Source organism: Clostridium sp., from assembly GCF_016650035.1.
In the GTDB taxonomy this organism is placed as follows: Bacteria; Bacillota; Clostridia; order Clostridiales; family Clostridiaceae; genus Clostridium_AD.
In genome coordinates this window covers 1-13,076 of the sequence record NZ_JAENWM010000022.1, presented here as the reverse complement: position 1 = coordinate 13,076, position 13,076 = coordinate 1, and the positions used below count along the sequence as shown (strand labels likewise).

Sequence of the window (13,076 nt, the reverse complement as noted above, 5' to 3'; positions counted from 1 at the left end):
GAAAATTAAATTATAATTAAAGTTAATAGTTACGGTATTGTTCAGAAGGTATCACGAAATATTAACGTATGTTAGGCTCGCTATGATTAACAATCACATTGAGCTTTTTTTATTAGGTTTATATAATAATATTGTGTAAAGTAATCCTAAAATTATAAGGGGTGTAGAAATATGATAATTGAAGGTAAAGTTTTAATTGCGCAAGGTGGGGGACCAACCGCTGTTATTAATCAATCTCTAGTTGGTGCGGTGCTCGAAGCAAGAAAATTTCCACAGGTAACAAAAGTTTATGGTGCTATAAATGGAGTAAATGGTATAGTTAATGAAAATTTTCATGATTTAAGCCGTGAGACAACTCATAATTTAGAACAAGTGGCTATGACTCCATCCTCAGCACTTTTATCTACAAGAGACAAGCCAGATGTAGAATATTGTAAGGAAATATTTAGGGTGCTTAAAGCTCATGAAATAAGATATTTCTTTTATATTGGAGGAAATGATTCATCAGATGCAGTTAGAATAGTACATCAGCAAGCTAAAATTGCAAGTTACGAACTTAGAGCAATTCATATACCTAAAACTATAGACAATGATCTTATGATTAATGACCATACTCCTGGATATGGATCTGCAGCCAAATATATAACAAATGCATTTATTGGAATCAATCTTGATAATAGAGCATTACCAGGGGTATATATAGGGGTAGTAATGGGACGGAATGCAGGGTTTTTAGCAGCAGCCGCAGCCTTAGCTAAAAAATACGAAGATGATGGTCCACATTTAATATATGTGCCTGAAAGAGTTTTTAAAATAGAACAATTTTTGGTTGATGTTAAAAATGTTTATGATAAATATGGAAGATGTGTAATAGCTGTATCTGAAGGTATTGTAGATGAAAAAGGTCAACCAATTATTTCAAGTCTTATGGAAAGAGTAGAAAAAGATGAACATGGAAATATACAATTATCTGGATCAGGAGCACTAGGTGACCTTTTAGGTAACTATATTAGAAAAAATCTAAATATTAGAAGGGTTAGAACGGATACATTCGGATATTCTCAAAGATGTTTTATGGGGTGTGTATCAGATGTAGATAGAAATGAAGCTAGAGAAGTAGGGGAAAAAGCTGCACAGTTTGCACTTTGGGATAATGTTGATGGTTCAATTACTATTCATAGAACAGGTCACTATTCAGTAGATTATAGACTTACTCAATTAGACATGGTAGCAGGCAAGACAAAGGTTATGCCTGATTATTTTATTAATAGTGCATGCAATAATGTAACTGATGCATTCTTAAATTACGCTAGGCCACTTTTAGGATCCGACATGCATTATGCACACAGACTTAGGGCATCTAAAGTACCAAAAATTCTAAATAAATAGGTAAAGGGGCTGTCTCAAATGGATTTTTGAGATAGCCCCTTTAAAGTGACTTATAACCTATTTAATTCTTGAACTAGAAATTATGTGTTCTTTAATCTTGTTATGAGCATAATCTAGCGCGGAATCTAAATTGTTATTATTCTTTCCACCGCCTTGCGCGGAGAATGCACTTCCACCACCTTTACCATCTATAAGGGTTATGGCATCCTTTAGAAGGTCATTCATACTGATAATATTTAAATCTTTTGAGCACATGAATAATATATTTGCTTTGTCCGCGGATTTTACACCAAATAAAGCTATAACATTTGGAGTGGTAACTAATTTTGTTGCCAGCATATTAGTGTATTTTAAATCAACATTATCATAAATTCCCTTAAGAACCTTAATATCTCCTATTTTAGGGGCCGATGCTAACATATTTTGAACTTCATACTCAGCAACTTCAGCCTTTAATGCTCTTTTTTCAGTTAGTGCCTTATTTAGCTCACCTGAAAGTCTTTGCACTTCGGATAAAACAGTAGCATTATTACAAGATAAAAGTTTAGACATTTTCTCTATAGCTTCATGTTTTGATGCATAATCAGAAATTGCCCTTCCCCCACACATAAACTCAATTCTTAAGCCATTCTTATATTTTTCAAATTTAGTAACCTTAATTAATTGCACCTCAATAGTAGAACTCGGATGTAGACCACAGCAAGGATTCACATCTATATCAGATATTTTAACTATTCTAATTTTCTCGAATGCTTTAACTGGAATTTTTTTTAATGATAATTTTTTAAGCTCAGAACTGGTTGGATAAAGTACTTCTATATTAATATTCTCTAAAATTATTTTATTGGCCATTTCTTCGCATTCTTTAAGTTGGCTACTTCCAATAGTTTTATCAATATCAATTGTTGCGGAATCCTTGCCAAGGTGAAAACCAATGGTAACTGCATTGAATAAATTAGAAATACAAGCAGAAAGTATATGCTGACCCAGGTGTTGCTTCATATAATCATACCTTTTTTCAAAGTCTATGCTACATTTAACTTTATGAATTTTCAAAGGATTTACTCCTACAACATGATATATTTTTTCGTTTTTTTCATATACATAGGTGACTGCGATACCATTTATATATCCGGTATCACTTGGCTGGCCACCACCTTCTGGGTAAAAATAAGTTTTATCCAGTTCAACATGATACTCCTTTTCCTTTTGAATTACATTTATGACTTCAGCTGTAAATTCCTTTTGATAGGGATTTTCATAACATAATTTTTCCAAATTCAAGCATCTCCTATATACTATAATATATTTCACTGTTTTATATATTGTACCATAAAAAAATTACTGATAAATATAAAAATCATTATAAGTATACAGGTTTAACAATTGTGGAACATTGCTTTTAAAATAAGAAAAATCAGGTAGGTGAAATAATTCGAATCAGAAGGTGTAAGTAAATATTTGCAAGATGCCACTTGCCACGTGGGTGGCACCACAAAAAAGAGGTATATGCCATATTTTGTAGAATATAGTATTTGTAAAAGTTTTAAAGATCAACAACGTTTCAATTGATTTACGAAGGGGGATTAAGATGAGTGAACATGATATTAAGGTAGTACAAGAAATAGATATTGATAAAATTATTGAGTTATCAAAGAGTTTATTATTTAAAAATGATAGAAATGCTTTGTATAGGGAGCTAATTAAAATAGTAGATAGTTATTTAAAAGCAAAAAAAATACTAATTATAGAAGCTGTATTTAAAAACTTTGAAGTGGTAGCAGAATGGAAAGAGAAATGTAGTGAAGTGATTTTTTATAATAAAGATAATATTAGAGAGACCTCTAATACATTTAGAGTCAGTATAGAACAAATCTGTGTGTGCAGGGAAGAAAAAATAATTAATAATGATAGCGAAGGATTTGAAATTTTTCATCCGTTAATTTTCAATGAAGAGTTAATAGGAATTTTATACATAGATAAAAAATCTCACTATAGTCATATGGAGCTGAAAATGCTTAAGCTAATTTGTATTCAGGCTGCTGCTGTTATGGAAAGAGTATGTATAGAGGATATTAAAATTCAGAAAATGAAATGTGAATTAAGAGAAAGTGAGGAAGGATATAAGAGGTTTTTTGAGTTATCCCCAGATGCTATATTTGTGCATAGTGATGGCAAAATAGTATTAGCTAATCCTATGGCTGAAAGAATGTTTGATATTAAAAATCCCAAGGGCATAATTGGAAGAAATGTTATGGATTTTGTTCATCCTGAGTATATTAATATTGCGAAGAGTAGAATAAACAAAATATGTGAAGGGGGAATAGTTACAACGTTTATGGAAGAAAAATTTCTTTCGAATGAAGGTATAATTACAGAGGTAGAAGTTGGGACCTCTCCTTTTCAGTTTAAAGGTAAATCAGCAGTTTTAGTAGTAACTCGTAACATAAATAAAAGAAAAAAAATGGAGAGATCTATACGGGAGAATGAAGCACTATTAAGAGAGATAACCGAAAACTCTTCTGATATGATCATAAAAACAGATACTAGTGGCAGAATTAAATATAATACAGCTGCTCAAAAGGAGATACTTGGTTATGACGCAGGGGTTGGCAATGGAAAGCTGATTTTTGATTATATTTACCAAGATGATAAGGAGATTGTATTAAGGGAATTAAAAAAAATAATTGCTTCAACTACAACTCAAAAATTCCAATGTAGATGTTTGCATTCAAATGGAAGTATTGTATGGTTAGAGTTTTGTGGTAATAAATTGTTAGATGATAATAATAAAGTTAAAGAATTATTATTATCAGCACGAGATATTACTGAACGCATTGAAGCTGAGAAAGTTATGAAAGAAAATAAGGAAAAGACAAGATTACTAAACCAAGCCATAGAATACGATAAACTTAGGACGGATTTTTTTGCGAATATATCTCATGAATTAAGGACGCCCATCAATGTTATTTTAGGAGCACTCCAACTTATGAACCTAAAATTTGATGAGCTATTCAAGGAAAAAGATGAAAAAAGTAAGAAATATTTAAAAACTATGAAACAGAACTGTTATAGACTAGTAAGACTTATTGACAACTTAATAGATGTAACGAAAATAGATGCAGGATATTTTGAAATTCATTTAAATAATTGTAATATTGTTAGTGTTATAGAGGAAATAACTTTATCTGTAGCAGAATATGTTGAGAATAAAGGTATATCGCTTATATTTGATACAGAAATCGAAGAAAAAATAATAGCTTGTGATAAAGACAAAATAGAAAGAATAATGTTAAATCTTATTTCGAATGCAATAAAATTCACAAATCTAGGTGGGGATATTTTAGTAAATATATTTGAGAGAAGTGATAATATTGTTGTATGTGTTAGGGACACAGGTATTGGAATACCAAAAGAAAAGCAATCATGTATTTTTGATAGATTTATTCAAGTTGACAAGTCCCTTACGAGGAATAGAGAAGGTAGTGGTATAGGATTATCCTTAGTTAAAGAGTTAGTAGAAATGCACGGAGGTAAAATATTTTTAGAAAGCGAGGTTAATAAAGGGAGTAAATTTAGCTTTGAACTTCCTATAAAACAGCTACAAGCGAGCAAAGATAAATATTTTAATTCTAAATTCAATGCTAACAGCAATATTGAAAAAATTAATATTGAGTTTTCGGATATATATTTTTAGATGTGGTTGCTATATAATTAAAACATAAATTGGGGGGATTCTTATGTATTACATTATAATGATACTGCTCTTTTTAAAGCCAAGCATTAAAAAGGAGCATATAAATGAACAGATTGCGAGAGGTATAATAGGTCTTATTTTTAGTTGGTTTTTATTTTACGTACTATGCGTTGATAGAAGTATTTACTTTATTATGGCGGCTCTATGGGTACCAGCTATTTTTCAGATGTGTTTATCGTTATGGTCAAAGGATGAAAACAAAGGGAGATTTGCGGTTGGAATGAGTATACTGTTCCTTTTGAGTATTGGGTATAGCTTATATCCATTTATTACGGCAGGAGCGAAAAAACTTGCAACTTCAGTACCTGTAAAGGAAAGTAGTGATGGAATTTTAAAAGCTGATGCAAGTCATATAATAGTTATATCACCTGAAACTGCTTATTATGAAATGCAAAAGATGATTGGAACTCTTCCAAATCCAAGTATTTATAGTATAGGACAGCTAGGAATTACTATGACAGGGGATGGCGCCTCATATGTTGCACCTATAGAGGTAGATGGTTTATTTAGAGCACTTACAAATAGCGAAATTCCCGGTGCAATATATGTTTCGGCAGAAAAACCTGAGGAGGCAAAAGTAATTAGCGTACCATCAAAAATAGCAGAATCACTTTTGCTAGGAAAAGATTTAGAAAGGTTCTTAAGGCAACAAAAGCCATCATCAATTCTTTTTCAAGCTAACGTAGAACTTGATGAAGAAAATAACCCTTATTATGTAGGAAGCTATGGACATTATAAATTCGGAAGAAAGTTCCCAGTGATTGAGGGGGTATTACTTTATTCTTTTAAAGATGCTGTGGTTATGGATTATAAAGTGAATAAGGTTCCAGAGTGGGTTGATGAAATTCACCCTTCAGATATAGCTGAATTATATAATAAATATTTTGGTACGCTTCAAAATGGACTTTTAAACAAGATCATAGCCAAAAAGGGAGTTCATGTATCTACAACTTGGGAAGGAGAAACGCAGGTTCAAGGACTTAATGTTAATTCTAGAGAAGTTACAGGAGTAATTGACACGGATGGTAAGATGAAGTGGTTCACAGACCATACTAATACTTCAGATGATTCTATTACAATGACAGGTTACTCTATGATGGATATGAGAAGTGGTGAAATGATTTATTATAAAACACCGGGTTACATAAATGGAAAAGGAGCTATGAATGCTGTAGATAAAGCTCTTGGTGCAGATAAAGCTAACTGGGCACCAGTTCAACCGCTGTTTTATAATATATTTGGTTCTGAGGCTTGGGTTGTTCCTGTAGTTAACAAAAAGGATGGAGCTTTAGTGAAAATAGGAATTGTAGCTGCTAAAAATAGTTATGTTGTGCTTGAAGAGTCTAAAGAAGCAGCAATAGAAAGCTTTAAAAATGCTATATCCTATGGGAAAATAAGTGATGCTTCAGATAAGAATGCTAACAGTGTAAAAGCTGAAGAAAAGATTATAAGTGGTAAGGTATTAAGAATAAACGCTGTAACTGAGAGTGGAAATACTATTTTCTATGTTAAGCTAGTAGGAAATAGTAATTTATTCATGGTTACTAAAGCGGCAGGAATTGATATTGTCTTAACTAAGGAAAATGATGAGGTGGAGATAAAATATCTTGATATTAAAGATAATAGTGTAGTTCCCACTATTGGTTTTAAAAACAGTAATTTAAAATAAAAATAGCTAGATTCTTAATACTAAGGACTTCACAGGGAGATTCAAACTCCCTTTGAAGTCTATTTTTTTTATAAAACATGCCACTTGCCACGTGGGTGGCACTATTAAATGAATCTTCATAAGAACTACATAAGGTTATGATATATTTCCTCTGTACTTTATAAATTATAAAAGAGCGAAGGAGATGTACTAATGAAGAATGCCCTGAGAAGTATAGTAGTTGTATTAGGTTTGATTTTTACTTTAAACATAACTGTATTAGCGGATCCAGCAAATGAGAAGTTACAACAGCAGAAGGATGCACTAACGAAAATTCAAGCAGAAAGAGAAGAAATTGAAATAAAAGTAGAACACTTTGATAATGAAATTGTAACAATCATGGCTAAAACAGATGAAAACAAAGATAAAATAGCTGGAACAGAAAAGGCAATTGAAAGTGCCGCTATTGAGGTTAAAAGGGTTGAAAATGAAACCCAAAAGGAGCAGGAATTATATAATAGTAGAATGAGAACTATGTACATAAATGGATTTGATGGGTATTTAAGCACTATCCTGAGTTCTGAGAGTTTTGGAGATTTTGTATCAAGAGTAGAAAACATAAAAGCCATTATAGAGTTTGATAAAAAAGTAGTCGCTGAATTTGAAGCCACCCAAAGGCAATTGAGTGAAAAGAAGCTAAGTTTAAATAAGACAAAGGAAACATTGTTGAACATACAAGCAGAAAATAAGCAAAAATTAGATAAGATGAACATTGCTAAAAAGTCACAAAACAAATTGATAACTGAGATAAATAGCAAGGAAATTGTTTATAAAGAGTTAAATAATAAATTGGTAAATGAGATAAATAACAGTAAAAGTCTTCTCGCGAGCCAGAAAAGTGAGCCGCAAGTGTTAGCAAGTAAGAGCATAACGAAAATAAATGAAATAAGAAAATCAACACCTAAATATTCACCTTCAAGGGGCGCAACTGCTGTATCAGCAAATGCTGTAATAGCTTATGCTTCTAACTTTCTTGGAACACCGTATTTATGGGGTGGAACATCGCCTTCAACAGGCTTTGATTGTTCAGGATTTACACAATACGTATATAAGCATTTTGGGATTTCTTTAGGAAGAGCAACATTTCATCAAATAAAGGATGGGGTACCAGTATCAAGGGGAAACCTTAAGCCTGGAGATCTTGTGTTCTTTGGAACTAATAATAACCCTCATCACATGGGCATTTACCTTGGAGATAATAATTACATGCACTCTCCACGTACAGGAGATGTAATTAAAATTTCAGCTATGACGAGGAAAGATTTTTTAACAGGTAGAAGAGTAATGTAATTGGTAAATCAATATTGAATTCAGATAGATATCATATCTGGATTCAATATTTTTTTTATTAAAATTTCTAAGTCTATCTTTATAAAATCTACACATCTCATTTGTATAATATAGTTAAAAATATAATAAAATAGAGGTGACCTATGAGCATTAAAAAACAAAATATTAAGGTTTACAACATGACATGTACCTCCTGTGAAGCTAGAATAGAAAAGTCCCTGATGAGTATCTTTGGAGTTACAAAGGTATTGGCTGACTACAAAAGCGAAAGTGTGTTTGTGCAGTATGATGATGAAACGTGCAATACTTCACTAATTAAAGAAAAAATATCAAAACTAGGTTATAGTACAGAGGATTCTGGAAATTTTAAACTTATTGGACTCCTAGTAATAGTTCTTGCTATTTTTCTTATAAGCAAGGCTGGTAATAGCTTTGACATGGAATCTAAGCTAGCAAACGCATCTTATTTTGTTCTGTTTATAGTGGGTGTTTTCACTTCACTACACTGCGTAGGTATGTGTGGTGGAATAATGCTATCACAAAGTATAAGCGTTGCGAATAAGAGCAAATTTCAATCTCTAAAACCTGCTATATTTTATAATTTAGGCAGAGTGATATCCTATACTATTCTTGGCGGAATTGTTGGAGCTTTAGGTTCTGTTTTTTCTCTTACTTTACCTTTTAAGGCTGGACTCCAAGTTTTAGCTGGTTTTTTTATGATTATTATGGGGCTCAATATGTCTGGATACAGTCTTTTTAGAAGATTCAACATAAAATCACCAATGCCTTTATGCAATATTAAAAAGAGCGGAAAAACTCCATTTATTGTAGGTGTTTTGAATGGATTTATGCCTTGTGGACCTCTTCAAACTATGCAATTATATGCTCTTGGAACAGGCAGTGCGGTACTTGGGGCTACTTCAATGTTCATATTCTCGCTTGGAACGGTACCTCTAATGCTTGGATTTGGAGCTGTTTCTGGCCTTTTAAGTAAGGGCAACACTAAGCAACTTGTAAAATTTGGAGGAATTCTTGTAGTTGTACTAGGGCTTATTATGGGAAATCGCGGGCTAGCTCTTGCTGGAATTAACATATCGCCTATGTCTTTAGTGAGTAAGGTGACAAGACAGAGTGATTCTCCAGAGACCGCTTCAAAAGCTACTGTAGAAAATGGAGTTCAAGTAATAAATATGACTGCAACTGCACGTGGATACACGCCTAGCGTATTATATGTACAAAAGGATATACCAGTTAAATGGGTAATAAATGGAGAACAGTTGACGTCATGTAATAATTCTATTGTTGTTCCCTCTCTCGATATAGAAAAAAAATTAGAATCTGGTGAGAACATTATAAATTTCACACCAGGTGATAAAGATATAAACTATAGCTGCTGGATGGGTATGATAGGAGGAGTAATTAAGGTAGTAGATGATGTTAATGCAATAGATGCTTCAAGTGATGCTACTACTAGTGATAATACTGATGTCAGTGCTGAGGCTCCTGTTAACCCTAGTATCTATGGAACTGATTTAACTAAAACCCCAATTGATATATTAGTTAAAAAAACCAAGATTGCAAATGACACTCAAAGCTTAACTATAAGTGGAATAGGTTATGAATTTTCTCCAATTATAGCTATAGCACAAAGTGGCCTTAAAACTAATTTATCTATTGATTTAACAAAGTTTGATAACGCGGAAGGGTCGTATTCAATAATTGACGCAAACTCTAAACCGATTTCTTCATTTGAAGGCAAAACAGGAATTAATCAAGTTGAACTGACCTTTGAAAAACCAGGTGTCTATGGAATCATTAAAGATGACAGAACACTAGCCTTAATAGATGTATCTGAGGACATTAAACCTATAGTACCTGAAGAATTAAGAGATAAATACTTGAAATAACTTATTCATTATTCGAACATAATATAAATATAGTAGACCCCCTATAGGGGGTGGGGTAAGGGGATGTTTAGATGAATAAAGATCAACTGCGAGCAATTCAAGCACTTAAGACATCAAGAGGACAAATTGATGGAATAATTAAGATGGTGCAGAATAATAGGTATTGCAAGTAGATACCTTTAAAGCTATACATGGGTATGGAATAGAAGTTAGTATAGAAGGTAATAAAATATTATTAGGTAATAGAAAACTTATGATTGAAAGTAATATATCACTAGATGAATTAGAAGATGTTTCAAACAGACTAGCTGAGGAAGGCAAAACTCCAATGTATATCGCCATAGAAAATAAGTTGAGTGGAATCATTGCAGTTGCTGACACAGTTAAAGAAAACAGTAAAAAAGCCATAGAAAGGCTTCACAGCATGGGAATAGAAGTTGCCATGATAACTGGTGACAACAAAAGGACTGCAGCAGCGATTGCGGCGCAAGTTGGTATTGATAGAATACTAGCCGAAGTTCTGCCTGAGGATAAAGCAAATGAAGTTAAAAAACTTCAAGCAGAAGGTAAAAAGGTTGCCATGGTTGGGGATGGAATAAATGATGCTCCAGCACTAGCTCAGGCTGATATTGGTATAGCAATAGGATCAGGTACAGATATAGCGATGGAATCCGCAGATATAGTTCTTATGAGAAGTGACTTAATGGATGTACCTACAGCGTTACAGTTAAGTAAAGCAACTATAACAAATATAAAGCAAAATTTATTTTGGGCATTTGGTTACAATATATTAGGAATACCAGTTGCAATGGGAGTACTACACCTATTTGGAGGACCACTTCTAAATCCTATGATTGCAGCACTTGCAATGAGTTTTAGTTCAGTCTCAGTTTTAACAAATGCACTACGATTAAAAGGATTTAAGCCGAAGGCGTAAAATTAGTCTTAATTATCTTTATATAATCTTCATAACTAATTGTTATAATTTGTACAAATTATAATAATAATAAGGAGGATTACTATGAAAAAAATACTTTCAGTATCAGCATTGGTTATAACACTATTATCATTATCTACTCAGGTTTTCGCTGCCAGCCATGTATCTGAAATGGCTACATCAAAGGGTGGGAGACATGTAGCTGAATGTGCTCAAAAGATGGATAAAGGCATATCTGAATGTGCAAAACTTGATGAATGCAAATAAAAATTACAAAGTTAAAAGCTAAGTTTGCACTTTAGATTTTTTTGATCCTGGCCAATTTAAAAGTATTCTTGCTAGTGGGCGTAAAATTGGTGGACCTTTAACTGATTTTGTGATGAAGATTATATAAATAAAAGTTATATGTCAAGAAGGTGAACTTTTAGCGAGCTGTAAGTGATTTAGCCAGAGTGCTTGCGGATTAGATATTACACTTAATGAATAAAAACATTAGGTATAAATAATTTATTAGGAGGAAAAAAAATGAACACAATAATCAATGTAATTCTAAACATCATTGTGATGCTTACTTTCGTATATGGTATATTATGGATGAAGAAGAAGCATTACTCATTTACTGTAAGAGTTCTTTCAGCTCTTGCGGTAGGTATTTTATATGGAGCAGTACTTCAATTAATTTATGGGGTGTCAAGTCCTGTAATTAAGGAGGCCAACGTATGGTTTTCCATCATGGGAACTGGTTATGTAAGACTGTTAAAAATGATAGTTATTCCACTAATATTTGTATCAATTACAACAGCAATCATTAATCAAAATGCAAAGAACCTAGGAAAGAAAGCAGGAACAATCATAGCTATTCTTGTTATAACAGCAGGAATATCAGCCGCTGTAGGAGCTTTTACAGCAGGAGCCTTTGGCTTAGATGCTGGTGGAATACAAGCTGGAGAAGCTGAAGTTCAACAAGGACAAAAGATGGATGCTAGTTTAAAGGATTATCAAGCTAGACCTGTTCAAGATCAAATAGTTGAAATAATACCAACAAATCCATTCTACGCATTAGCAGGACAAGGGGATTCAGCTACTTTATCAGTAGTTTTATTTGCGGCTTTTATAGGAATAGCAACTGTAGGGATTCGAAAGAAGAAGCCAGAATCAGCAGAAATATTTACTAAATTCTTAAATGCACTTCATGATGTGGTTATGAGAATGGTAACACTAATACTCAGATTAACTCCATTTGGAGTATTAGCTCTTATGACTAAGATGGTATCAACAAGTGATTTTTCCGAAATAATGAAATTAATGAAGTTTGTTTTAGCTTCTTATGTTGCAATATTAATAATGTTTATTATACACTTTATTATACTTGCGTTTAATGGGCTAAATCCATTGACATACTTAAAGAAAACAGTATCGGTATTAACTTTTGCCTTTACTTCAAGAACAAGTGCAGGTACAATTCCTCTAAATATTGAAGCTCAAATTGATAAACTTGGAGTTTCAGAGGGAATTGCTAACCTTTCAGCTTCTCTTGGAACAAGCATAGGCCAAAATGGTTGTGCAGGAATATATCCAGCAATGTTGGCTGTTATGATAGCTCCAACTTTGGGAATAAATCCATTAGCGCCAGCATTTTTAATCAAGCTTATAATAGTTATAGCGATTAGCTCTTTTGGTATAGCTGGAGTAGGTGGCGGAGCAACCTTCGCAGCATTAACCGTTTTATCAGCTATGGGACTTCCTGTAGGGCTTGTAGGTCTTCTAATAGCTATAGAGCCACTTATAGACATGGCTAGAACAGCTCTTAATGTCAGTGGATCTATGGTAACTGGAGTAGTTACAGGTAAGCTAATGAAAGAGTTAGATATTAATGTGTATAATAGCAAGGTAAATACGGAAATAGATGTGTAATTAAAGATGGATAAATAACAATTATTGATAGAGTTTGGTCCTATGTCAATAAAAAGTACAAATTAAAATGAGAAAGTTATTAGTAATCCCCTTAAATTTAACTTGCGATTGATACATTAAGTTTATTTGCTTTTTTATAGGCTATTTCAAACTCATCAGGTGACATATAATTGC

General features: G+C 32.8%; 8 protein-coding genes and 2 pseudogenes. 9 read left to right on the top strand and 1 reads right to left on the bottom strand.

Features of this window, described 5'->3' with window-relative positions; genetic code table 11:
* The first annotated feature begins 171 nt into the window (after nucleotides 1–171).
* Nucleotides 172–1,389, top strand: a complete 1,218-nt coding sequence (locus tag JJD95_RS07170; RefSeq protein ID WP_291641794.1) for a 6-phosphofructokinase — start codon at nucleotides 172–174, stop codon at nucleotides 1,387–1,389.
* Between the two features lie 57 nt (nucleotides 1,390–1,446).
* On the opposite strand, the gene JJD95_RS07165 is transcribed toward JJD95_RS07170, so the two are convergent.
* Nucleotides 1,447–2,667, bottom strand: a complete 1,221-nt coding sequence (locus JJD95_RS07165) for a DHHA1 domain-containing protein (RefSeq protein ID WP_291641792.1) — start codon at nucleotides 2,665–2,667, stop codon at nucleotides 1,447–1,449.
* A gap of 313 nt (nucleotides 2,668–2,980) precedes the next feature.
* On the opposite strand from JJD95_RS07165, the gene JJD95_RS07160 reads away from it, so the two are divergent.
* The 8 genes and pseudogenes from JJD95_RS07160 to JJD95_RS07125 all read left to right on the top strand — a co-directional run bounded on the left by JJD95_RS07160 (nucleotide 2,981) and on the right by JJD95_RS07125 (nucleotide 12,902).
* Nucleotides 2,981–5,086 carry a PAS domain S-box protein gene (locus tag JJD95_RS07160; RefSeq protein ID WP_291641790.1) on the top strand — a complete coding sequence of 702 codons (2,106 nt, stop codon included), beginning with the start codon at nucleotides 2,981–2,983 and terminating at the stop codon, nucleotides 5,084–5,086.
* Nucleotides 5,087–5,129: 43 nt separating this feature from the next.
* Nucleotides 5,130–6,815 (top strand): hypothetical protein, encoded by a 1,686-nt coding sequence (locus JJD95_RS07155; protein ID WP_291641788.1) that lies wholly within the window; start codon nucleotides 5,130–5,132, stop codon nucleotides 6,813–6,815.
* Nucleotides 6,816–7,007: 192 nt separating this feature from the next.
* Nucleotides 7,008–8,144, top strand: coding sequence for an NlpC/P60 family protein (locus JJD95_RS07150; RefSeq protein WP_291641786.1), 1,137 nt, complete (start codon nucleotides 7,008–7,010; stop codon nucleotides 8,142–8,144).
* 143 nt (nucleotides 8,145–8,287) lie between these two features.
* Nucleotides 8,288–10,051, top strand: coding sequence for a sulfite exporter TauE/SafE family protein (locus JJD95_RS07145; protein WP_291641784.1), 1,764 nt, complete (start codon nucleotides 8,288–8,290; stop codon nucleotides 10,049–10,051).
* Between the two features lie 71 nt (nucleotides 10,052–10,122).
* Nucleotides 10,123–10,218: pseudogene (locus tag JJD95_RS07140) on the top strand (metal-sensing transcriptional repressor); the annotation flags it as partial.
* Between the two features lie 2 nt (nucleotides 10,219–10,220).
* A pseudogene (locus JJD95_RS07135) lies at nucleotides 10,221–10,988 on the top strand (HAD-IC family P-type ATPase); the annotation flags it as partial.
* A gap of 84 nt (nucleotides 10,989–11,072) precedes the next feature.
* Nucleotides 11,073–11,255, top strand: a complete 183-nt coding sequence (locus JJD95_RS07130; protein WP_291641782.1) for a hypothetical protein — start codon at nucleotides 11,073–11,075, stop codon at nucleotides 11,253–11,255.
* Nucleotides 11,256–11,513: 258 nt separating this feature from the next.
* Nucleotides 11,514–12,902: an L-cystine transporter gene (locus tag JJD95_RS07125; RefSeq protein WP_291641780.1), complete on the top strand. Its 1,389-nt coding sequence runs from the start codon at nucleotides 11,514–11,516 to the stop codon at nucleotides 12,900–12,902.
* Nucleotides 12,903–13,076: the final 174 nt, after the last annotated feature.